20 protein-coding genes are annotated in these 21,259 nt (G+C 71.8%); 11 read left to right on the top strand and 9 right to left on the bottom strand.

Going from position 1 to position 21,259, the window contains the following annotated elements; translation table 11 throughout:
- The first annotated feature begins 90 nt into the window (after positions 1–90).
- From Ae505Ps2_RS28055 to Ae505Ps2_RS28040, 4 genes are all read left to right on the top strand, one after another.
- Positions 91–1,602 (top strand): MmgE/PrpD family protein, encoded by a 1,512-nt coding sequence (locus Ae505Ps2_RS28055; RefSeq protein ID WP_020621530.1) that lies wholly within the window; start codon positions 91–93, stop codon positions 1,600–1,602.
- A complete protein-coding gene (gene prpB, locus Ae505Ps2_RS28050; protein WP_075310866.1) occupies positions 1,602–2,510 on the top strand; it encodes a methylisocitrate lyase in 909 nt (302 codons plus the stop codon). The genes Ae505Ps2_RS28055 and prpB overlap by 1 nt, the downstream gene beginning before the upstream one ends.
- On the top strand, positions 2,507–3,634 hold the full coding sequence (locus Ae505Ps2_RS28045) for a bifunctional 2-methylcitrate synthase/citrate synthase (RefSeq protein WP_020621528.1): 1,128 nt from the start codon (positions 2,507–2,509) through the stop codon (positions 3,632–3,634). Before prpB ends, Ae505Ps2_RS28045 begins: the two co-directional genes overlap by 4 nt.
- Positions 3,635–3,731: 97 nt before the next feature.
- A complete protein-coding gene (locus Ae505Ps2_RS28040) occupies positions 3,732–4,538 on the top strand; it encodes an enoyl-CoA hydratase/isomerase family protein (RefSeq protein WP_075310868.1) in 807 nt (268 codons plus the stop codon).
- 44 nt (positions 4,539–4,582) lie between these two features.
- On the opposite strand, the gene Ae505Ps2_RS28035 is transcribed toward Ae505Ps2_RS28040, so the two are convergent.
- Positions 4,583–6,031, bottom strand: a complete 1,449-nt coding sequence (locus tag Ae505Ps2_RS28035) for a short-chain fatty acyl-CoA regulator family protein (RefSeq protein ID WP_075333699.1) — start codon at positions 6,029–6,031, stop codon at positions 4,583–4,585.
- Positions 6,032–6,240: 209 nt separating this feature from the next.
- Here Ae505Ps2_RS28035 and aceA point away from each other — a divergent pair, with 209 nt between their 5' ends.
- The 4 genes from aceA (at position 6,241) to Ae505Ps2_RS28015 (ending at position 10,458) form a co-directional block, all read left to right on the top strand.
- Positions 6,241–7,545, top strand: a complete 1,305-nt coding sequence (aceA, locus tag Ae505Ps2_RS28030; protein ID WP_020621525.1) for an isocitrate lyase — start codon at positions 6,241–6,243, stop codon at positions 7,543–7,545.
- 79 nt (positions 7,546–7,624) lie between these two features.
- Positions 7,625–8,506, top strand: a complete 882-nt coding sequence (locus tag Ae505Ps2_RS28025) for a 3-hydroxybutyryl-CoA dehydrogenase (RefSeq protein ID WP_020621524.1) — start codon at positions 7,625–7,627, stop codon at positions 8,504–8,506.
- Positions 8,506–9,291 (top strand): isocitrate lyase/phosphoenolpyruvate mutase family protein, encoded by a 786-nt coding sequence (locus Ae505Ps2_RS28020; protein ID WP_075554146.1) that lies wholly within the window; start codon positions 8,506–8,508, stop codon positions 9,289–9,291. Before Ae505Ps2_RS28025 ends, Ae505Ps2_RS28020 begins: the two co-directional genes overlap by 1 nt.
- A 33-nt stretch (positions 9,292–9,324) precedes the next feature.
- Positions 9,325–10,458 carry a bifunctional 2-methylcitrate synthase/citrate synthase gene (locus Ae505Ps2_RS28015; RefSeq protein WP_075310874.1) on the top strand — a complete coding sequence of 378 codons (1,134 nt, stop codon included), beginning with the start codon at positions 9,325–9,327 and terminating at the stop codon, positions 10,456–10,458.
- 90 nt (positions 10,459–10,548) lie between these two features.
- Here Ae505Ps2_RS28015 and Ae505Ps2_RS28010 read toward each other — a convergent pair whose 3' ends face one another.
- From Ae505Ps2_RS28010 to Ae505Ps2_RS27980, 7 genes are all read right to left on the bottom strand, one after another.
- On the bottom strand, positions 10,549–10,854 hold the full coding sequence (locus Ae505Ps2_RS28010) for a metalloregulator ArsR/SmtB family transcription factor (protein ID WP_020621521.1): 306 nt from the start codon (positions 10,852–10,854) through the stop codon (positions 10,549–10,551).
- An 11-nt stretch (positions 10,855–10,865) separates the two neighbouring features.
- Positions 10,866–12,095 (bottom strand): GTP-binding protein, encoded by a 1,230-nt coding sequence (locus Ae505Ps2_RS28005; RefSeq protein ID WP_020621520.1) that lies wholly within the window; start codon positions 12,093–12,095, stop codon positions 10,866–10,868.
- Between the two features lie 97 nt (positions 12,096–12,192).
- Positions 12,193–12,828 carry a nitrile hydratase subunit beta gene (nthB, locus tag Ae505Ps2_RS28000; RefSeq protein ID WP_020621519.1) on the bottom strand — a complete coding sequence of 212 codons (636 nt, stop codon included), beginning with the start codon at positions 12,826–12,828 and terminating at the stop codon, positions 12,193–12,195.
- 18 nt (positions 12,829–12,846) lie between these two features.
- The gene (gene nthA / locus Ae505Ps2_RS27995; protein ID WP_075310876.1) at positions 12,847–13,485 is read right to left on the bottom strand and encodes a nitrile hydratase subunit alpha; all 639 of its coding nucleotides are present in this window, start codon (positions 13,483–13,485) and stop codon (positions 12,847–12,849) included.
- Between the two features lie 85 nt (positions 13,486–13,570).
- Positions 13,571–15,142, bottom strand: a complete 1,572-nt coding sequence (locus Ae505Ps2_RS27990) for an amidase (protein ID WP_075554145.1) — start codon at positions 15,140–15,142, stop codon at positions 13,571–13,573.
- Positions 15,143–15,381: 239 nt separating this feature from the next.
- Positions 15,382–15,855 (bottom strand): MaoC/PaaZ C-terminal domain-containing protein, encoded by a 474-nt coding sequence (locus Ae505Ps2_RS27985; protein ID WP_020621836.1) that lies wholly within the window; start codon positions 15,853–15,855, stop codon positions 15,382–15,384.
- A 37-nt stretch (positions 15,856–15,892) separates the two neighbouring features.
- Positions 15,893–17,314, bottom strand: coding sequence for a DHA2 family efflux MFS transporter permease subunit (locus Ae505Ps2_RS27980; protein WP_020621835.1), 1,422 nt, complete (start codon positions 17,312–17,314; stop codon positions 15,893–15,895).
- Between the two features lie 251 nt (positions 17,315–17,565).
- Here Ae505Ps2_RS27980 and Ae505Ps2_RS27975 point away from each other — a divergent pair, with 251 nt between their 5' ends.
- A complete protein-coding gene (locus Ae505Ps2_RS27975) occupies positions 17,566–18,204 on the top strand; it encodes a TetR/AcrR family transcriptional regulator (RefSeq protein WP_075554144.1) in 639 nt (212 codons plus the stop codon).
- Positions 18,205–18,288: 84 nt separating this feature from the next.
- Here the strand turns inward: Ae505Ps2_RS27975 and Ae505Ps2_RS27970 are convergent, their stop codons facing one another.
- Positions 18,289–19,332 carry an ATP-binding cassette domain-containing protein gene (locus Ae505Ps2_RS27970; protein ID WP_083695163.1) on the bottom strand — a complete coding sequence of 348 codons (1,044 nt, stop codon included), beginning with the start codon at positions 19,330–19,332 and terminating at the stop codon, positions 18,289–18,291.
- A gap of 313 nt (positions 19,333–19,645) precedes the next feature.
- Between Ae505Ps2_RS27970 and Ae505Ps2_RS27965 the strand changes: the two genes are divergently transcribed.
- Both Ae505Ps2_RS27965 and Ae505Ps2_RS27960 read left to right on the top strand, forming a co-directional pair.
- Complete coding sequence (locus tag Ae505Ps2_RS27965) at positions 19,646–20,416, top strand: ABC transporter permease (RefSeq protein ID WP_020621831.1); 771 nt, start codon at positions 19,646–19,648, stop codon at positions 20,414–20,416.
- 11 nt (positions 20,417–20,427) lie between these two features.
- A complete protein-coding gene (locus Ae505Ps2_RS27960; protein ID WP_020621830.1) occupies positions 20,428–21,258 on the top strand; it encodes an ABC transporter permease in 831 nt (276 codons plus the stop codon).
- Position 21,259: the final 1 nt, after the last annotated feature.

Raw genomic sequence — 21,259 nt, 5'->3', positions numbered from 1 at the left:
GGTCGAGGCAGGGATGCGTGGCCGGAGAGCCGGCCGCGGATTCCGTCGCCATGCCTCGACGTCGTGCCTGTTCATGATGGAGGAGAACGTATGACCGTCGAGCACAAGGTGCGCGTGTACCGCAGCGAGGAGAACCTCGCCCGCGCCGACCAGCTGGCCTGGAAGATCGCCGAGGTGGCCGCCGACCAGGTACCACCGCCGGCCGAGGTGGCCGACATGGTCGTGAACCGGGTGGTCGACAACGCGGGTGTGGCGACGGCGTCGGTGAACCGTCGTCCGGTCGTGGCCGCACGGGCGCAGGCGCTGCGCCACGCGGCCCCGCAGGACCGGGCCGGGGCGGTCGTGTTCGGCACCCGTGAGCGGGTGTCGCCGGAGTGGGCGGCGTGGGCCAACGGTGTCGCGGTGCGGGAGCTGGACTTCCACGACACGTTCCTGGCGGCGGACTACTCCCATCCCGGCGACAACATCCCGCCGCTGCTCGCGGTCGCCCAGCACACGGGTGCGGACGGCGCCGCGCTGACCCGGGCGATCGCGGTCGCCTACGAGGTCCAGGTCGCGCTGGTCACCGGGATCTGCCTGCACCAGCACAAGATCGACCACGTCGCGCACCTCGGTCCGTCGGTCGCCGCCGGGATTGGTGCCCTGCTGGACCTGCCGGCCGAGGTCACCTACCAGGCCGTGCAGCAGGCCCTGCACACGACGACCGCGACCCGGCAGTCGCGCAAGGGCGAGATCTCGTCGTGGAAGGCGTTCGCCCCCGCGTTCGCGGGGAAGGTCGCGATCGAGGCCGCCGACCGCGCGATGCTCGGCGAGGGCGCGCCGTCGCCGATCTACGAGGGCGAGGACGGTGTCATCGCCTGGCTGCTCGACGGCCCGGACGCCGCGTACACCGTTCCGCTGCCGGAGCGCGGGGAGGCTCCCCGCGCGATCCTGCAGACCTACACCAAGGAGCACTCCGCGGAGTACCAGAGTCAGGCGCTGATCGACCTCGCGCGCCGGCTCGGCCCCCGGATCCGGGAGGCGGGCGGCGCGGAGCGGGTGCGCAGCATCGTCATCCACACCAGCCACCACACCCACTACGTGATCGGGTCCGGGTCCGGGGACCCGCAGAAGTACGACCCGACGGCGTCGCGGGAGACCCTGGACCACTCGATCCCCTACATCGTCGCCGTCGCGCTGCTCGACGGCGGCTTCCACCACGAGCGCTCCTACCCGCCGCACCGCGCGGCCGACGCGGAGCTCGTCCGGCTGTGGCACGCGATCTCCACCGTCGAGGACCCGGAGTGGACGCGCCGCTACCACTCCCACGACCCCGCGGAGAAGGCGTTCGGTGGTCGGGTCGAGGTCACCTTCACCGACGGCACGACCCTGGTCGACGAGATCGCCGTTGCCGACGCGCACCCGTTCGGCGCCCGCCCGTTCGGTCGTGACGCCTACGTCGGCAAGTTCCGCGACCTGGCGCGCGATGTCGTCGACCGCGTCGAACAGGACCGGTTCCTCGACCACGCCCTGCGTCTGCCCGAGCTGAGCGCCGCCGAGCTGGGCGAGCTGACGATCGTCCCGGCGTCGCTCGCGACCGCACCGGGTCGCGGGGTGTTCTGATGCTCGGCGCGACCAGCACCCCCCACGCGCGCAGGGTGGCGTTCCGCGAGGCGCTGGCGAGCGGCCGGCTGCTGCAGTTCCCCGGCGCGTTCAACGCGCTGTCGGCGATGCTGATCGCCGAGCAGGGATTCGACGGCGTGTACGTCTCCGGTGCCGTCCTCTCCGCGGAGCTGGGGCTGCCCGACGTCGGGCTCACGACCTCCACCGAGGTCGCGGCCCGCGCCGCGACGATCGCCCGGCAGACCGACCTGCCCGTCCTGGTCGATGCCGACACCGGGTGGGGCGGTCCGGCGAACGTGGCCCGCACGGTCCAGACCTTCGAGGACGCCGGGCTGGCCGGGTGCCACCTGGAGGACCAGGTCGACCCGAAGCGCTGCGGGCACCTGGCAGGCAAGGCGCTGGTGCCGACCGAGGACATGTGCACCCGCGTGCGGGCGGCGGTGCGCGGGCGCCGCGACGACGCGTTCGTGCTGTGCGCCCGGACCGACGCCCGCGCCGTCGACGGGCTGGACGCCGCGATCGACCGCGCCCGCGCCTACATGGCCGCCGGTGCCGACATGATCTTCGCGGAGGCGCTGACCGGGGAGGACGAGTACGCCGCGTTCCGCGACGCCCTCGACGTCCCGCTGCTGGCGAACATGACCGAGTTCGGGAAGAGCCCCCTGCTGACCGCGGACACCCTCGAGAAGCTCGGCGTCAACGTCGTCATCTACCCGGTGACCCTGCTCCGGCTCGCCATGGGTGCCGCGGAGGCCGGGCTCGCCGAGATCCGCCGCACCGGCACCCAGGCCGGAGTGGTCGATCGGATGCTGACCCGCGCCCGGCTCTACGAACTCCTGCACTACGACGAGTACGGCGCCTTCGACGCCGGGCTCGCCGGCTATCTCGACGAGGAGGACCCCTCATGACCGTGGCCGACGCACCCCCGCAGATCCACAAGGGGCTGGCCGGAGTGGTCGCCGACACCACGGCCATCTCCAAGGTCGACGCCGACACCAACTCCCTGCTGTACCGCGGTTACCCGGTGCAGGACCTGTGCGCGCACTCCGGCTTCCTCCAGGTCGCGCACCTGCTCTGGCACGGCGAGCTGCCCGCCGCCGACGCCCTGGCCCGGCTGGAGGCACAGGAACGCGCGCTCCGCCCGATCGACCGCAGCCTGCAGGCACTGCTGCTCGGCACGCCCACCACCTGCCACCCGATGGACACCCTGCGCACCGCCGTGAGCTGGCTCGGCTCCGAGGACGCCCAGGAGGACGACCCGGCCGCCGACACGCAGAAGTCGCTGCGGCTGCTCGCCGCGCTGCCGACCGTCGTGGCGATCGACCAGCGCCGCCGACGGGGGCTCGACCCGATCGCGCCCGACCCGGACCTGGGCTACGCGGCGAACTTCTTCCACATGACCTTCGGCGCGGTGCCCGAGCCCGAGGTGGTGCGTGCGTTCGAGGTCTCGATGATCCTCTACGCCGAGCACAGCTTCAACGCCTCGACCTTCACCGCCCGGGTCGTGACCTCGACCCTGTCGGATCTCTACAGCGCCGTCGTCGCGGGGATCGGTGCGTTGAAGGGGCCGCTGCACGGCGGGGCAAACGAGGCCGTCATGCACATGCTCGCCGAGATCGACGGGCCCGACGCCGCCGAGGCGTGGCTCGCCGACGCGCTCGCGAACAAGAAGAAGATCATGGGATTCGGGCACCGCGTCTACAAGCGCGGCGACTCCCGGGTCCCGACCCTGCAGGCCGCGCTCGAACGGATCGTGGAGCTGCGCGGGGCCCACGAGCTGCTGGCCACCCACACCGCGCTGGCCGAGGCGATGCACCGGGCGAAGGGGCTGCACCCCAACCTCGACTACCCGGCGGGCCCGCTCTACCACCTCATGGGCTTCGACATCCCGATGTTCACGCCGCTGTTCGTGATGGCGCGGATCACCGGCTGGACGGCCCACATCGCCGAGCAGCTCGCGGCGAACTCCCTCATCCGGCCGCTCGCGGCCTACGAGGGCTCGGCCCGCCGTGAGGTCCCGGCCGGACGCTGACCGTTCCGGCCTCGCCCACCGGCCGACCGCCGGTTCTCCCGCGGCCGGCCCGCCCGTCGATCACGGGCGGGTCGGCCGCCCACATCCGGAGGTGTCCATGACCGCGACCGTGGTGGCGAGCTCCGGCAGGCCGCCCGGCACCGCCGGCGTCCGGCTGAGCCGCGACGGGCAGCACGTCGCCGTTCTCACGCTGGACGCCCCGCCCGCCAACGCGCTGTCCCGCCCCGTGCGTGCGGCACTGCGCCACGCCCTCGACGAGGTGGACCGTGACACCCGGTTCCGCGCCGCCGTCCTCACCGGCGTCGGACACTTCAGCGCCGGTGGCCATCTCGTCGAGGAGCAGCACGCCCGCGACGACGGCGACGCTGCGGCCTTCCTGACCGAGATCGTCGAGCTCACCGACCGGGTCGAGGAGCTCCGCGTCCCGGTGGTCGCCGCGGTCGCCGGAGGCGCCGTCGGCGCCGGGCTCGAACTCGCACTGGCCTGCGACCTGCGGGTCGCCGCCGAGGACGGCTTCTTCGTGGCTGCCGGGGTCAACGTCGGTCTGATCATGAGCGCCTGGCGGCTGCCGCGGCTGCTCGGGCTCGGCCCGGCCAAGGACATGCTGCTCACCGGTGACCGGTGCGATGCGGCTACGGCCCTGCGGACCGGCCTGGCGAGTGCCGTCGTGCCGACCGACGCGGTGGTCGACGCCGCCCTGGAACGGGCGCACCGGATCGCGGGGCGGTCGCCGCTGTCGGTCGAGGCGACGAAGGCCGCCGCCAACCGGGCACACCAGCTCGACGCGGCCGGCGGTCGGGCCGTGCAGGCGGAACGGTTCGCCGACCTGGTCCGCACCCGCGACCACGTCGAGGCAGTGCGCAGCATCCTCGATCGGACCCGGCCGGCCTACGGCCGGCACTGACAGCTCCTGCTCCGGCTCCCGGTCGACGGGGCCCGCGGGGCCCCTCAGCCGCCCGGTGCGACCGGGTAGGGCACGAAGGTGCTGCGGTCCTCCAGGATCAGCGTCGTGTGGTCCAGGCGTGGGAACGCCCGCTGTGGGCACTGCGCCCGGCTGCACACCCGGCAGCCGGCGCCGATCGGTGTCGCGGCCGAAGGGGTGTCGAGGTTGAGCCCGTCGGAGTAGACCAACCGGTGTGCATGGCGGATCTCGCAGCCGAGTGCGATCGCGAAGGTCTTGCCCGGTCGTCCCCATCGGCGCTGGGAGCCGGTGACCGTGCGCGCGACCCACAGGTAGCGGGCGTCGTCGGGCATGGCGGCGATCTGTACGTCGATCTCGCCGGGGGAGGCGAAGGCGCGGTAGACGTTCCACAGTGGACAGGTGCCGCCGCCGCGGGAGAAGTGGAACCCGGTCGCGGACTGGCGCTTGGACATGTTCCCGGCCCGGTCGACGCGGACGAAGGAGAACGGCACCCCCGGCTCGGACGGGCGCTGCAGTGTCGAGAGCCGGTGCGCGATCGTCTCGAACCCCTGTCCGAAGTGGTCGGACAGGCGCTCGATGTCGTAGCGGAACCGCTCGGCGGTGGCCCGGAACTCGCCGTAGGGCAGCGTCAGCGCCGCCGCGAAGTACCGGGCCAGGCCGATCCGGGTCAGGGTGTGGGTGTCGTCGTCCGCCGGGTCCTCGGCCGCCAAGCGCTCGATCAGCGCGTCGTGTTCCAGCAGCGCGAGCTGGGTCGCCATCCGGAATGCCTGCTGGCCGGCGCGCAGTGCGGGGGACAGCCGCAGCACCCGTTCGACCCGGTCGTAGCGGTGCATCTCGCCGGAGCCGGTCGTGTCGTCCTCCAGCCCGGCGATGCTGACGCCGTGCACCGTCCGCAGGCGCTCGGCGAGGGCGCGGCGCACCTCGCCCCGGCGCATCCCGATCTCCGACGCCAGCGTCTCGGCCGCGTCGTCGAGTTCGGCCACGTGGTTGCGACGGCGGTAGAAGTAGTCGCGGACCTGCTCGTGCGGCGACGCCGACCGGATCCGGTCGGTGCCGTCGTTGCCGACCGGACGGCCGTCCCGGGTGTGGTCCGACGCGGCGGCCAGGTGCTCGTCCGCCCGGCGCCACCGCCGGTACAGCTCCAGCACCGCGTCCGCGGCCGCGGGCAGCTCGCCGGCGAGCCGCTCGATCTGTCCCGCCGGGACCGGTCCGGCCGCCGACGTGGTCTCGGCGAACACCTCGTGCAGCTCGGCGACCAGCCGCTCGGGTCGCCGGGCCGCGAAGAACGCCGCGTCGACACCGAACACCTCGGTGATCCGCAGCAGCACCGGCACGGTCAGGGGTCGGGAGCCGTGCTCGATCTGGTTCAGGTAGCTGGGCGAGATCTCCAGGGCCCTGGCCAGCTCCGCCTGGGTCATCGAGCGGGTCTCGCGCAGCGCGCGTAGCCGGGTGCCCGGGATGCCGGAGGTCGCCATGGCGGGACTGTAGCCGAGACCACCCTTTGCAAGATTCGCAGAATCCGGCCGGAAGATGCGCAGGAGTTGGCAGGCGGCCACCGTCGCCTCACCTCCGTTGCAGCTCCGATGCTGGTCGCACCCCGTTCGAGAGATCGCCACGGCCCCCCGGCCACCGCCGGGAGACCGTGAGCGCGGACACGGACGCGAACTTCGCAAAGGAGCAGGACATGACCGGGACGAACCGGCAGCAGCGGGTCGACGAGCTGAAGCAGGAGTGGGCGAACGACCCGCGCTGGGCAGGGATCACCCGCGGTCACAGCGCGGAGGAGGTCGTGGCGCTGTCGGGCAGCGTGCGCGAGGAGCACACGCTGGCCCGCCTCGGCGCCGAGCGGCTGTGGTCGCTGCTGCACGAGCGCGACTACGTGCACGCCCTCGGGGCGCTGACCGGCAACCAGGCCGTGCAGAGCGTGCGCGCCGGGCTGGAGGCCATCTACCTGTCCGGCTGGCAGGTCGCCGCGGACGCCAACCTCGCGGGCCAGACCTACCCCGACCAGAGCCTCTACCCGGCCAACTCGGTGCCCGCGGTGGTCCGCCGCATCAACAACGCGCTGCTGCGCGCCGACGAGATCAGCACCCTGGAGGGCCGCTCGGCCGCCGAGGGCGGCGACGACCCGCACTGGCTGGTCCCGATCGTCGCCGACGCCGAGGCCGGCTTCGGCGGCCCGCTCAACGCGTTCGAGCTGATGAAGGCCATGATCGCCGCGGGCGCGGCCGGTGTGCACTGGGAGGACCAGCTCGCCTCGGAGAAGAAGTGCGGCCACCTCGGCGGCAAGGTGCTGGTCCCGACCTCCCAGCACGTCCGCACCCTCAACGCGGCGCGGCTCGCGGCCGACATCTCCGGCGTCCCGTCGGTGATCGTCGCCCGGACCGACGCCCAGGCCGCGAACCTGATCACCTCCGACGTCGACGAGCGGGACCGCCCGTATCTCACCGGTGAGCGCACCGCGGAGGGCTTCCACCGGGTCACCGGCGGCATCGAGCCCTGCATCACCCGCGGGCTCGCCTACGCGCCGTACTCCGACCTGCTGTGGATGGAGACCTCGGTGCCGGACCTGGAGCTGGCCCGCAAGTACGCCGAGGCGATCAAGGGCGAGTTCCCCGACCAGATGCTGGCCTACAACTGCTCGCCGTCGTTCAACTGGCGCAAGCACCTCGACGACGACACGATCGCCCGCTTCCAGCGCGAGCTCGGTGCGATGGGCTACGCCTTCCAGTTCATCACCCTCGCCGGCTTCCACGCCCTGAACCACTCCATGTTCGACCTGGCCAAGGGCTACGCGGCGAACGGCATGACCGCCTACGTCGCCCTGCAGGAGCGCGAGTTCGCCGCCGAGGCCGACGGCTACACCGCCATCAAGCACCAGCGCGAGGTCGGCACCGGCTGGTTCGACGCCGTCTCCACCGCGGTCAACCCGGAGTCGTCCACCACCGCGCTCGCCGGGTCGACCGAGGCCGAGCAGTTCCACGGCTGAGCGAGTTCCCGCGGTGGGTGGCCGGGTGCGTCCGCGCATCCGGCCACCCCTGCCGCACCCCGTCGTAGGAGGAGAACAGGTGAGCGGGATCGAGCGGGTCGGCGTCGTCGGCGCCGGACAGATGGGCGCGGGCATCGCCGAGGTGTGTGCGCGGGCGGGGAACGACGTCCACGTCGTCGAACAGCACCACGGAGCGCTGGACCGGGGCCGGGAACGGATCCTGGCCTCGATGGACCGGGCGGTGGACCGCGGGCGGCTCTCCGTGCCCGACCGGGACGCGGCAGCGAGCCGGCTGACGTTCTCGACCGACCTCGGCGACCTCGCCGACCGCCAGCTCGTCATCGAGGCGGTCGTCGAGAACGAGATGGTCAAGTGCGACCTCGCCGCGAGCCTGGACAAGGTGCTCGCCGACCCGGACGCGGTCATCGCCTCCAACACCAGCTCGATCCCGATCATGAAGCTGGCGCACGGCACCGGGCGACCGGGACAGGTCGTGGGGCTGCACTTCTTCAACCCCGTGCCGGTGCTGCCCCTGGTCGAGGTCGTCGGTTCGCTCACGACCTCGGCGCAGACCCTCGCCCGGGTCGAGGAATGGGTGACCGGGGCGCTGGGCAAGCAGACGATCCGAGCCGCCGACCGGGCCGGGTTCGTCGTCAACGCGCTGCTGGTGCCCTACCTGCTCGGCGCCGTCCGCATGGTGGAGACCGGTCGGGCCACACCGGCCGACGTCGACGCCGGGATGAGGCTCGGGTGCGCCCACCCGATGGGGCCGCTGGAGCTCGCCGACCTGATCGGGCTCGACACCGTCGCCGCGATCGCCGAGACGATGTACGCCGAGGAGCACGAACCCCTCTACGCACCGCCGCCGCTGCTGCGGCGGATGGTCCAGGCGGGCCTGCTGGGACGCAAGACCGGCCGCGGTTTCCACTCCTACCCGGCCACGACGGCAGGGGCGCGCTGATGCTGCAGACCGACGTCCCACCCACCCGCCGACGCGTCGTGCTCCGGGCCGCGCTCGACCGGCCCCGTGCGGGACGCCGCCCGCTGCGCTTCCACACCGTCACCACCGCCGCGTCCGCGCGCCAGATCGCGGCCATGGGGCTCGACGGCGTGCACGTGGCGGCGGCCGACACGGGCGGGCAGGACGCCGCGGAGCTGGTCGCCCGGATCGTCCGGGCCACCCCGCTGCCGGTCCTGGTCGACCTCGGCCCGACCGGCGACGCCGACACGGTGGCGCACATCGCGGCGGCGGGCGCGTCCGGCGTGCTCCTCGACGACACCTCGCCCGACGAGGGGGCGGCCGGGGACGTCGAGACCCGTGTCCGCACCGCTGTCCGCGCCCGTCACGACCCCGCGCTGCTGATAGGGGTCCGCACGACCACCGACCGGGCCCGCGGCCTGGTCGACACCATCGACCGGGCCCGCGCCCGTCTCGCCGCGGTCGCGGATCTCGTCGTCGTCGAGGCGCCTGCGTCGCGGGCCACCTACCCGGTCCTGCGCGAGGCCCTCACCGCGCCGCTGTTCGTGACCGCCACCCCGGTCACCGGCGGCGACCCGACCTCCGTCCTGCTGCCCACCGTCACGCAGCTCGCCGCCTTCGGCATGGACGCCGTGATCCACCCCGTCACCGGGCCGCGGTCCCCGGCAGCCACCGACCGTGGCAGCCGGATCCCGTGCGACACAGGAACACCACGAGGTCTCGCCGACGCGCTCCTGGCCGGAGCACGTCGCGACGCCGTCCGGTAGCGGGCCACCGGCCCGCCGCAGAAGGAGACACCCATGACCGACGACCAACGCGACACCCCCGTCCGACGCGGCCTGGTGGGAGTCGTCGCCGACACGACGTCGATCTCCGACGTCGACCCCTGTCACAACGTCCTGCTCTACCGGGGCTACCCGGCGCCGGCACTCGCCGAGCGGCACGGCTTCCTCGACGTCGCGCACCTGCTCTGGACCGGGGAGCTCCCGGACCCGGCCGAGCTCGCGGCGCTGGAGCGGCGCGAGCGGTCCCTGCGCCGGCTGGACCCCGCGTGTGAGGCGATGCTGCTGTCCCTGCCGACCGACTGCCATCCGATGGACGTGCTCCGCACCGCGGTGAGCTGGATCGGCGCCCACGACCCGGCGACCACCGACCACTCGGCCGGGGCCAGCGCGGAGAAGGCGGTGCAGCTGCTCGCGGTGCTGCCCACGATCGTGGCGCTCGACCAGCGGCGTCGCCGCGGGCAGCGTCCGATCGCGCCGCGGGATGACCTCGGGCACGCCGAGAACGTGTTCCACATGACCTTCGGTGAGATCCCCGAACCCGAGGTCGTGCGGGCCTTCGAGGTCGCGATGATCCTCTACGCCGAGCACAGCTTCAGTGCGTCCACGTTCGCCGCGCGCACCGTCACCTCGACCCGCTCGGACCTCTACAGCGCCGTCGTCGCCGCCCTCGGGGCGCTGAAGGGCGAGCTGCACGGCGGTGCGAACGAGGCCGTGATGAACCAGTTCGACGAGATCGGCGACCCCGACCTGGTCGACGAGTGGCTGGAGGCCCGGTTCGCCGCCGGCAAGAAGGTCATGGGGTTCGGTCACCGGGTCTACAAGCGTGGCGACTCCCGGGTCCCCGCCCTGCACTCCCGGATGCGACAGGTCGCCGACCTGCGAGGCGGCCGTGCACTGATGGCGCACTACGAGGTGCTCGCCGGCGCGATGCTGCGGGAGAAGGGGTTGCGGCCCAACCTCGACTACGCCGCGGGCCCGCTGTTCCACCTCATGGGGTTCGACACCCCGATGTTCACCGCGCTCTTCGCGATGTCGCGGATCAGCGGCTGGACCGCGCACGTGATCGAACAGGCTTCCCACGACGTCCTGATCCGCCCCGTCGCGCGTTACGACGGAAAGGCGCGCCGGGAGGTGAGTGCCGTTCGATGACATCCTGAATCCGCGTCGGAGAACCGGACGGGTCCGATGACCCGTCCGGTTCTCGGCATGTCCGGAACCGGGGGACCTCCCTGCCCGCGGTCATCGACCGTCGGGTGTCCGGAAGATCGTCTGCAACGTCGTCAGCACGTGTCTGGCCGGCCCGTTCTGGTCGACGGAGTAGAAGCGGTGCCGGCCGGACCGCCGTTCGTGGACGAGTCCGGCCGTGCGCAGGATGCGCAGGTGGGTGGAGACCGTGTTGCGCGCGACGGTGGTGGTGCGCAGCGCGATCTCGCCGGCGGTGCACTCCTCGCCGTCGGCGATCAGGATCAGGATGCTGCGCCGGGTGGGGTCGGCGAGTGCCTCGAATGCGGACCCCACGAGCCCGTCCTCCCTGACCACGGTCATCTCCGCCTCCGTCAGAGTCCGGCGGGGAGCCGGCCACCTGCCGCGGCGGAGGCGACGTCGATCTGTCCGGTGCCGAGCGGGTCGGGGAGCGCGTCCCAGCCGTCGGGCCCGAGCCCGATCTCGGCGTCGGTGAGCAGGCACGCGTCCAGGTCGGCGAACAGGCGGTCGCGGTCGATTCCCTGCCCGATGAACACCAGCTCCTGCCTGCAGTCGCCGACGGCGTCGTCCCAGTTGTCGGTGATCGCGTCGCGTCGGTAGTCCTGCGGCCAGATCTCCTGCGGGAGGAAGCGCCACCAGTGCCCGATGTAGCCGTGCCGGATGAGGTGTCCGGCCTGGGAGATGCTGCCGATCTCGGTGATCCTGGCGGCGTTCCAGAAGTAGCCCTTCGCCCGCAGGAGCCGGCCGTTGGTCCAGTCACGGGTGAGGAAGTGGTGCAGGCGCTCCGGGTGGAACGGTGCCCGCGCCCGGTACAGGCACGAGGCGACGCCGTACTCCTCGGTCTCCGGGATGTGCTCGCCGTTGATCTCCTGGAGCCAGCCGGGTGCCGTGGCGGCGCGTGCGAGGGAGAACAGACCGGTGTCCAGGATGCGGTCGAGCGGTGCCCGTCCCTCGGACACGGGGAGGATCTCGGCGACGGCGTTGAGCCGGCGCAGGATCTCCGTGAGCTCGGCGACCTGGGTGTCGTGCATCAGGTCGGTCTTGCTGATGAGGATGACATCGGCGAACTCGACCTGGTCGACCAGCAGGTCGGAGAGGTCGCGGCGGTCGTCGGGAGCATCGGCGTCCACCGGGCGCCCTGCCCGGAAGTCCCGGAGGAAGTTCACGCCGTCGACGACGGTGACCATGGTGTCGAGCCGGGCGATGTCGTCGAGCGCCCCACCTGCGGGGTCGACGAAGGTGAAGGTCTCGGCCACCGGGAGGGGCTCGGAGATGCCGGAGGACTCGATGAGCAGGTAGTCGAACCGGTCCTCGCGGGCGAGGCGGGTGATCTCGCCGAGCAGGTCGTCGCGCAGGGTGCAGCAGATGCAGCCGTTGGTCATCTCGACCAGGCGTTCCTCGGAGCGGCTGAGCTCGACCTCGCGGGCGATCTCCGAGCCGTCGATGTTGATCTCGCTCATGTCGTTGACGATGACCGCGACCCGGCGGCCGTCGCGGTTGTTCAGCACGTGGTTGAGCAGCGTGGTCTTGCCTGCTCCGAGGAAGCCCGACAGGACGGTGACGGGGAGGCGGGTGTCGGTCATCGTCGTTCCTCTCGTCGCCGGCGGAGGCGACCGTGGTGGGAGGTCGGGCGGACCGGGCGGGCCCGTCGGAACGGGCCCGCCCGGACGGTGCGGTGGGTCAGGCGGCGCGCTCGAGGTAGCCCTCGAACAGGTCGACGACGACGGCACCGGCGTCGGTGTCGTCGCCGAACAGCTCGGCGGCGTCGAACTCGACGTGGTAGCTCGGCTCCGAGCCGCCGTCGCTGCGGCCGTGGCCCGCGGCGTCGGGGAAGGGCCAGGTCATCCCGGTGCGATGCTGCACCGTGCCGACCTTGCCCCGGCAGAACGCGGGGTAGCGGACGTGCCCGGCGAAGTGGTCGTCGGTGACCCGGACCTTGTCGCCGACCTCGAACGTCTCGCGGTTCTCCCGCGCGGGACGCCCGGGGGAGGTGGCGGGGAGGGCCAGCGGGAAGGGCCCGCCGGCCGCGGCCTCCAGCTCGTCGTGGGTGAGCACGCCCTTCTCGACCATGAGCGTCGCGGCGCCGATGATGTAGCGCTCGTAGTACGGGGTGCTCAGGTAGTGCACCGGCTCGAGCCGTTCGACCGCGTGGCGCACCTCGTCGAGGGTGAAGTTGCCGTTGGTCACGCCGAGGAACAGCAGGCTGTAGCCCAGGTGCTCCCAGTCGTACTTGAAGGTGTCACCGATCGGGCCGTTGGCGGTGTGCGGGACCGGGCCGAAGCCCTGCCGGCCCGCGAGGTCGTGAACGCCGTCCATGGGGTGTGCTCCGTTCGCTCAGGTGTTGGGGTGCTCGACGACGACGTCGGCCGAGGGCAGGGCGACGCCGATGAGACAGTCCTTGGTGACGATGGACGCGAGTCGTTCGGCGTCCCAGCCCTCGGTCCCCGCCGGGCGCATGGGGAGAACCATGTAGCGGGTCTCGGCGGTGGTGTCGTAGACCTTGATCTCGACGCCCTCGGGGATCGTGGTCCCCAGCTCCGCCAGGACCTTGCGGGGCTCACGCACCACGCGGGCGCGATACTCGAAGCCCTTGTACCAGGTGGGCGGCAGACCCAGGATCGGCCAGGCGGTGCAGGAGCACAGCGAACAGACGATGACGTTCTTGACCGTCGGGGTGTCGGCGAGCGCTCGGATGTACTCGCCCTGGGCGCCGAGGTAGCCGTACTGGGCGACGGCCGCGGTCCCGTCGGAGAGCAGCAGCTCGCGGAACTCCGGGTCGGTCCAGGCCCGTGCGACGAGCTCGGCCCCGCGCCGCGGGCTGTACTCCTCCTCGAAGGTCGTCTTCCATCCTTCGTTGAAGCCGGTGGGGATGAGTCCCTTGGCGTCCAGGGCGTTCTTCAGTGCCCAGGCGCGGTCCTCGACGGGGGCCTGCTCGGGCAGGCCGGTGCGGTTCTGGTGGGCGGCGAGCGTCACGTGTGCTCCTTCGGGATGGTGGTGGTGCGTTCGGTTCGTGTGTGGCAGGTGCTGCGAGACCTGCGCGCGAGTGGCGGGGGCGGCGTCACCCCCGGACGCCGGAGACGAGCGGCGACGCTGCTCCGACCGAGCCGGCGAGGGCAGGTGGGGCGGGGAAGCCGCCGACGGCCTGCTCGAAGGTGTGCGCGACCCGAAGGACGGTCGCGTCGTCGAAACGCCGGCCGACGATCATCAGACCGACCGGGAGCCCGTCGACCAGCCCGGCCGGCACCGAGACAGCGGGGTGACCGGACACGTCGAACGGGGCACAGTTGCCGACCATCCCCAACGCGGTCGGCAGATAGGTGTCCAACCCGGCATCGAGCCCGATCAGCTCCGGCGCGGTGTAGGGCAGGGTCGGCATGACCAGCACGTCATAACCACTCAACGCCTGGTCGTAGGCCGCACGCAGCTCGAACGCGAGGTTGCGGGCCATGCCGTAGTAGACGCCGCCCCCGTGGCCGAAGGCGTAGCCACCCGAGAGCCCGACCAGCTTGACCGTCTTGGACAACTCCGCCCCCCGGGCGAGGCGCTGACGGTGGTAGTGCGCGATCAGCTCCGGATCGTAGAGACCCGGATAGTTCATGCCGTAGGCGTTACCGTCGACCATCTGGTAGGCCGCACCCTCGGTCGCGATGACGTTCCACACCGCCATCCCGTCCAGATGCCACGGGATCGACACCTCCTCCGCCACCAACCCGGCCCCGGCCAGAGCACCGACCGCGGCACGCACGGCCTCGTCGACGGCCGGGTCGCTCTCCGGGCGGCCGAAACCCTCGACCACGATCCCCACCCGCAACCCCGCCGCCGAGGTCTCCAGTGCGGTGAGGTAGTCGACCGGGTCCAGCTCGGTGGGCTGACGGGCGTCGAGCCCGTCGACACCCGCCAGGGCCGTCAGCATCCGTGCGGCGTCGGACACCGTGCGGGTGATCGGACCCAGGTGATCGATCGTGGCCTCGATCGGGAACGCCCCGGTGTAGGGGACCAGCCCGTGAGTGGGCTTGTGCCCCACCGTCCCGCAGAACGCACTCGGGATCCGGATCGAACCACCCTGATCACCACCCACGGCCAGATCCACCGCACCCGAGGCCACCAGTGCCGCGCTCCCACTCGACGAACCACCGGCATTACGGCCGGTGTCCCACGGGTTGCGCACCGGCCACGGCCGCGAGGTGAAACTCGCACCCGAGAAACACAGGTCCTCACACACCGACTTCCCGGTGATCCTCGCCCCCGCCGCCAACAGCCGGGTCGCCACCGTCGCATCCCGCGACGGGACGAAACCCTCGACCGTCGCCGACCCATTGGTCATCGGCACCCCGGCGAGACAGATGTTGTCCTTCAACGCCACCGTGCGCCCGACCAACGGACCCTCGGCGGCACCCGGCACCGACGTCGTCACATACCAACCACCGAGGGGGTTGTCCGCGGGCTCCGACCACGCCCGCTGGGGCGTCTGCGGCGCCGAAGCACGGTAGAGCTCCTCGACCCGGTCGGACGCAGCCAGCGTCGCCGTGACCGCCGGACCGAACTCCGCCAGCTCGGCCTCGGACAGGCCGAACGCGTAGTGCTCGTTCAACGCCGCCAGCCGGGCGGCGTCGGGAGGGGGTAGCGCCACGGGCACTCCTTCGATCCAGGTACCAAAGAGGCTGGCCCGTACACACTCTCATGTCAACAGATTCTGACGCGTTGACATGATCGTAACGACGCCGAGTACGAGTCGGAGGCATGGCGATGTCGAGGAGGCCGAGCTCGGACGGGTGGTCCGCCGCGCGGGTCGAGTCCGGAGCGGGTCACTGCCGCTGTCGAGGTGGTGTCACCCGGTGGCCCGGGAAGTCGTCGATGAGGGAGCCGGCGTCAGTCGTGGCGGGGCCGTTGCCAGGCCAGCAACCGTGCGGTGGTGGTCTGCCGCACCGCGTCGTGCTGGTTGAGCGTCCGCTGCTCGACGACGACCCATGCCTGGTCCGGCCGCGACCGGGACCGGCGGATCTCGCGGATCACGATCTCCACCCGCAGGACGTCCCCGGCCCGGGCGGCGCTGGGCCAGGCCACGTCGGCGCCCCCGCCGACGATGCCCGTCGCGATGGGCGGCCCGCTGGTGACCACGAGTCGCATGGTGAGCGCCGCGGTGTGCCAGCCGCTGGCCACGAGACCGTCGAAGAACGTCCCCGCGGCCGCGTCGGCGTCGGTGTGGAAGGGCTGCGGGTCGAAGTCGCGGGCGAAGGCGACGATCTCCTCGGCGGTCAGCTCGTGGGTGTCGGTGGTGAAGGTGGCGCCCTCGACGAGGTCGTCGAGCCAGAGGCCGTCGCGGGTCGGGTTCGGTGTGGTCATGGTGAGCCTCCGCTCGGTCGGACGGGGATGGTCGGGGTCAGGTCGCCGGTGCCGACGCCGGCCGGCCGGCCGGTGTGTCCCGCCGCCGCTCGACGACCGTGAGGGCCGTGGCGAAGACCGCCGCGACCAGGGCGGAGGCCACCAGCAGGACCCACCCCCCTCGGAGCGCACCCAGCTCCTCGGGCAGCCCGGTCGTGTGGGTCCCGACGACCGACACCAGCAGTGCGACCCCGAGCACGGAGCCGCCCTGGCGGGCGGTGTTGATGAGGGACGAGCCGGAGCCCCACTGGTGGGCGGGCAGCGCCGATCCCACGAGCGCGGACAAGGTGGGCAGGATGAGCCCGACGCCGAGCCCGGTGAACACCTGACCGGGCAGGACCCCGGCCCAGTAGCCCTGCTCGGTCCCCAGCCGGAGTAGCCACCAGGTCGGACCCGCGGCGAACGCGACGGTCCCGGCGAGCGCCACCGGGCCGGACCCGAACCGTGTGGCGAGTCGGCCGCTGAAGCGGGACACCACGACGACCACGAGCGGGCCGGGTGCCAGTCCGAAGCCGGCGAGCGCCGCGGACCAGCCCCAGGTGCCGGTCAGGAAGAGGACGTTGACGACCAGCATCCCGGCGAACGCCGTGGTGAACGCGGTCATCGTCAGCGCGGCGGTCGCCACGACCGGGACCCGGAGCACGTCGAGTTCGAGGGCCGGGACCGGGTGCCGCCGCGAGCGCAGGACCACCCAGGTGAGGCCGGCGACGGCCAGGGCGATCCCGGACAGGACCGGCACCGACACCCACCCGTCGTCCGGGGCGCGGACCAGCGCGTAGGCCAGCGCGCCGACGCCGACGACGAGTCCGGTCGCGCCGAGCAGGTCCGGGACCCCCACTCGTGCGGTACCGGGCTCGACCAGCACCCGCAGTCCCACGAGCAGCGCGACGACGCCGACGGGGACGTTGACCAGGAACACCCAGTGCCAGGAGAGCTCGACCAGCAGGCCGCCCACCGGCGGTCCCAGCGCGGCGGCCACGGCGCCGATCGAGGCCCAGGCGCCGACCGCGTGCGGCCGCCGTTCCGGCGGGTAGGCGGCGAGCAGCAGCGACAGCGAGGTCGGCATGACCATCGCCGCCCCGACGGCCTGGACGGCCCGTGCGGCGACCAGCGCCCACACCGTCGGGGCGACCGCGCACAGCGCCGAGGCCACGGTGAACACCGCCAGCCCCACCAGGAACAGCCTGCGGTGGCCGAACCGGTCGGCCAGGCGCCCGGCGAGCGCCAGGAAGGCGGCGAAGACGACGGTGTAGCCGTTCAGCACCCACGACAGCTGGCCCAGGTCCGATCCGGGGAAGTCCGCCCGGATCGCCGGGAACGCGATGTTGACGATGAACAGGTCGAGGCTCGACAGGAACGCCGCCGCCGAGGTGACCAGCAGCACCGTGGTGGGAGCGGGGCTCGCCGAGGTTGCGGGCATGGGCCGTCCTTCCGGACCGGGGGCAGGAGAACCGGATGCCGGCGAGCCGGCCTCCACGGGCGACGAGCCGTCCGGTGACGTTCGTGCGCCCGGTGCGGTGTCATCCGGCCGGACCGATCGGTCCGAGACAACGCGATGTCGACACCGTTCGTCAAGTACTGAATGCGAAGGAGCTGCTCACAACGGCTGAGCGGTAGGCAGGCAGCCGGACTGAGCGGTCTGTAGGATGGGGTGGATCGGAAGGAGTGCCCGTGGTCGGCACAGCGAAGCCGGACGTCACAGCGAAGCCGGACGTCCGGGAACGGATCCTGGGCGCGGCGGGGCGTCTGTTCTACGCCCGTGGCGTGCGTGCCGTCGGCATGCAGGAGATCATCGACGAGGCGGGCACCGGCAAGAGCGGGCTCTACGGTCACTTCGCCACCAAGGACGACCTCGTCGAGGCCTACCTGGAGCGCTGGTCGACGGCGTTGGCCGCGTCAGCCGACCGCGCCCTGCGGGAGGCCGGCGGGGACCCCGGGGATCGCATCGTCGCGGCGGTGACACACGTCGGCCAACGGGTCCTGCGGGAGGGCGGACGGGGGTGTCCCCTCCGCAACTATCTGGTGGAGTTCCCCGGCTCGGGCGACGGGGCCGGAGCCGGGAGCGGGCCGAGCGCCCTCGCCCGGCGCCGGTTGCGCGAGTCCCGCGCAGAGGTGGACCGGGCGGCGCGGGAGCTCGCCGGTCCGGTGGGCGGCCCGGTCCTGGCCGAGCAGGTTCGGCTCGTCGTCGACGGTCTCTTCGCGCGCGCCGCGCGCCGGTCGCCCGGTGACGACGCGCCACCGGTGGACGCCGTGCTCGCCGCGGTGGAGATGGTCCGCACCATGGTCGCGCACCATCGGGACCGCAGCTGACGGTGTGACGCCCTTGCCGGTGGCGCGGCCCGCGGATCGTTCATCTCCCCGGCGACCGTCCGGCACAGGGGTCCTCGTCGGCGCTCATCGCACGCGCGGCATCTCGGCGGTCTGCTCGGCGTCACGCCAGCCGTGACGGCCTCCCGGTAGCTGCGCGGTGGCGGCCGGCGCCGCCGTCGCGGCGTGGATCGCCTCCTGAGCGGCCGGGCCGAGGGTGTGCATCATGTCCGCGACCCGCCGACGGCGACGGGCGACGGCCTTGCGCTCCGGTACGCCGGGTGAGGTGGTCAGCTGCGGCTTCAGCGGAGGGAGCCCCTGGAGCTCGCCGGCCTCCTCCAGCTCGCGGGCGGCCTGGGCCGCGTCCTTCTCCTCGGACATGCCGATCGGTCCCTGACGACGGCCGTTCAGGAACTGCGCGACCACCGGCTCCTCGGAGGTCAGCAGCTGCTCGCGCGGCCCGAACATCGCCAGGTGCTTGCGGTACAGCAGGCCGATGTTGTCCGGCACGGTCTGGGCGGTGTTGATGTCGTGCGTGACGATCAGGAAGGTCGAGTCGGTCTGCGCGTTGAGGTCGATGATCAGCTGGTTCAGGTAGGCGGTCCGGACCGGGTCGAGACCGGAGTCCGGCTCGTCGAACAGGATGATCTCCGGGTCGAGGACGAGCGCACGGGCGAGCCCGGCGCGCTTGCGCATGCCCCCGGAGATCTCGCCGGGCAGCTTGCCCTCGTCGCCGCGGAGACCGACCAGCTCCATCTTGTCGAGGACGATGTCGCGGATCTGCGCCTCGGACTTCCTGGTGTGCTCGCGCAGCGGGAAGGCGATGTTGTCGAACAGGTTCATCGACCCGAACAACGCGCCGTCCTGGAACAGGACGCCGAAGAGCTTGCGGATGTCGTAGAGCCGGTTCTCCGAGCAGCGGACGAGGTCCGTGTCGTGGATGACGATCGAACCGCGTTCCGGCTTGAGCAGGCCGATCAGCGACTTGAGGAACACCGACTTACCGGTTCCGGACGGCCCCAGCAGTACCGAGACCTCACCCGCCGGCAGCGTGAGTGTCACGTCGGACCAGATGTTCGCCCGGCCGAACGACTTCGTCAGACCCTCGACCTTGACCTCGACGCCCTTCACGGCGCACCTCCTCGTGTCGCCCCCCGCGGGTGCGGCGGTTCCGATACTGGGACAACGACACAAGTTCTGTCGAGTGTCTCACCAGAAGTGTCTCGTTCGGGTGACGAAGTCGCCTCAAGCTACTCCGTTCAGGTGATAGATGAGACAGAGAACGAAACTTGTATCATTGACGCTCGTTTCACCCGCTGACCCGGTTCCGTGCTCCCCGCACTGCTGTGGACCGGTCGCTTCCCACCACCGTCGTCTCAGAGCAGAGGCCCCCGATGCAGCCCGACGTCGTGACCTGCGCCGCCTCCCCGTCCGGGGAGGCGTGATGCCCACACCGCCACTCGTCGCCCGCAGCGTGGCGCCGCTCGGCACGTTCTTCGCCTTCACGGCCGACACGTTCGTCGCCATGTTCAAGCGGCCGTTCCAATGGCGGGAGTTCGTCCAGCAGACCTGGTTCGTCGCCAGCGTGTCCCTCGGCCCGGCGATCCTGCTGGGCATCCCGTTCGTCGCCCTGGTGACGTTCCAGTTCAACCTCGTGCTGGTCGAGATCGGCGCGATCGACCTGAGCGGCTCGGGCTCGGCCTTCGCCACCGTCACGCAGATCGGGCCGGTCGCGACGACCTTCATCATCGCCGGCGCCAGCTCGACCGCGATCTGCGCCGACATCGGTGCCCGCCGGATCCGCGAGGAGCTGGACGCGATGGAGGTGCTCGGCATCGACGTCGTCCAGCGACTGGTGGTGCCCCGGGTCCTGGCGACCGCGGTCAACGCCTTCCTGCTGAACGGGGTCATGATCCTCATCGGCCTGGCCGGCGGCTACTTCTTCGCGGTCTACCTGCAGGACGCGAGCCCCGGCCAGTACATCGACTCGCTGACCCTGCTGGTCGGTTTCGACGACCTGGTGCACGGCGAGCTCCGCGCGGTCGTGTTCGGCGTCGTCGGCGCGCTCATCGGCTGCTACCGGGGGATGACCTGCAAGGCGGGTCCGCGCGGCGTGGGCAACGCCGTGAACGAGACCGTCGTCTACACGTTCCTCGCGTTGTTCCCGATCAACATCCTGCTGACGCAGATCCCCTACTCGCTCGGACTGGTGTGAGGACGTTGGCCATGCTCTCCTCCGTACGCAACGCCCTCGGGGCCCCGCTGCGGCTGCTCGACGACCTGGGACGGCAGGCCGAGTTCTACGGCAAGGGCGTCATCTGGATCCCCAAGGCGGTGAAGAGCTACAAGACCGAGCAGGTACGGCTCATCGCCGAGGTGGGGATGAGCACCGGTGCCCTCGCGGTCATCGGTGGCTCCTCGGTGATCACCTTCTTCATCACCCTGTTCGCCGGGGTCACCGGCGGCCTGCAGAGCTACGACGCGCTCGCGAACCTCCAGCTCGAGGCCCTCGGCGGCTTCGCATCGGCGATCATCAACCCCCGCCTCCTGGTGCCGATCATCGCCGGGGCCGCACTGGCGGCCACGGTCGGCAGCGGCTTCACCGCCCAGCTCGGTGCCATGCGCGTCTCCGAGGAGATCGACGCGCTGGAGGTGATGGGCGTGCGGTCGCTGCCCTACCTGGTCACCACCCGGCTGGTCGCCGGCATGATCACGATCATCCCGATCTTCGCGATGGCGATGGTCGGCGCCTGGGTGGGCTGGAAGACGACACAGGTCGGCTTCTTCGGGCTCTCCGAGGGGACCTTCGACCACTACATGCAGACGTTCATGCAGTGGCAGGACGTCCTCTACTCCTTCGCCCAGGCGATCGGAATCGCCGTCGTCGTGATCTCGATCCACACCTACTACGGCTACACGGCCTCGGGCGGCCCGGCCGGTGTCGGCCTGGCCGTCGGCAAGGCGGTCCGGACGTCGTTGATCGCGGTCCTGGCGGCCGAGCTGGCGATCTCCATGGCGCTCTACGCCGACTCCGACGCCTTCCGCATCACGGGATGAC

It is taken from the genome of Pseudonocardia sp. Ae505_Ps2 (genome assembly GCF_001932425.1).
Lineage (GTDB): Bacteria > Actinomycetota > Actinomycetes > Mycobacteriales > Pseudonocardiaceae > Pseudonocardia.
Note: the sequence above shows the minus strand (reverse complement) of the source record. Positions and strands in the feature narration are given on the sequence as shown.

What these genes read in the sequence shown, in the direction of transcription:
- Ae505Ps2_RS28040 (WP_075310868.1), top strand. Translation starts at nt 3,732, where the DNA reads ATGACCGCGACCGTGGTGGCGAGCTCCGGCAGGCCGCCCGGCACCGCC.
- Ae505Ps2_RS27980 (WP_020621835.1), bottom strand. Translation starts at nt 17,314, where the DNA reads ATGCCCGCAACCTCGGCGAGCCCCGCTCCCACCACGGTGCTGCTGGTC.
- Ae505Ps2_RS28020 (WP_075554146.1), top strand. Translation starts at nt 8,506, where the DNA reads ATGCTGCAGACCGACGTCCCACCCACCCGCCGACGCGTCGTGCTCCGG.
- prpB (WP_075310866.1), top strand. Translation starts at nt 1,602, where the DNA reads ATGCTCGGCGCGACCAGCACCCCCCACGCGCGCAGGGTGGCGTTCCGC.
- Ae505Ps2_RS27965 (WP_020621831.1), top strand. Translation starts at nt 19,646, where the DNA reads ATGCCCACACCGCCACTCGTCGCCCGCAGCGTGGCGCCGCTCGGCACG.
- aceA (WP_020621525.1), top strand. Translation starts at nt 6,241, where the DNA reads ATGACCGGGACGAACCGGCAGCAGCGGGTCGACGAGCTGAAGCAGGAG.
- Ae505Ps2_RS28035 (WP_075333699.1), bottom strand. Translation starts at nt 6,031, where the DNA reads ATGGCGACCTCCGGCATCCCGGGCACCCGGCTACGCGCGCTGCGCGAG.
- Ae505Ps2_RS28015 (WP_075310874.1), top strand. Translation starts at nt 9,325, where the DNA reads ATGACCGACGACCAACGCGACACCCCCGTCCGACGCGGCCTGGTGGGA.
- Ae505Ps2_RS28055 (WP_020621530.1), top strand. Translation starts at nt 91, where the DNA reads ATGACCGTCGAGCACAAGGTGCGCGTGTACCGCAGCGAGGAGAACCTC.
- nthB (WP_020621519.1), bottom strand. Translation starts at nt 12,828, where the DNA reads ATGGACGGCGTTCACGACCTCGCGGGCCGGCAGGGCTTCGGCCCGGTC.
- Ae505Ps2_RS28045 (WP_020621528.1), top strand. Translation starts at nt 2,507, where the DNA reads ATGACCGTGGCCGACGCACCCCCGCAGATCCACAAGGGGCTGGCCGGA.
- Ae505Ps2_RS27960 (WP_020621830.1), top strand. Translation starts at nt 20,428, where the DNA reads ATGCTCTCCTCCGTACGCAACGCCCTCGGGGCCCCGCTGCGGCTGCTC.
- Ae505Ps2_RS28010 (WP_020621521.1), bottom strand. Translation starts at nt 10,854, where the DNA reads ATGACCGTGGTCAGGGAGGACGGGCTCGTGGGGTCCGCATTCGAGGCA.
- Ae505Ps2_RS27985 (WP_020621836.1), bottom strand. Translation starts at nt 15,855, where the DNA reads ATGACCACACCGAACCCGACCCGCGACGGCCTCTGGCTCGACGACCTC.
- Ae505Ps2_RS28005 (WP_020621520.1), bottom strand. Translation starts at nt 12,095, where the DNA reads ATGACCGACACCCGCCTCCCCGTCACCGTCCTGTCGGGCTTCCTCGGA.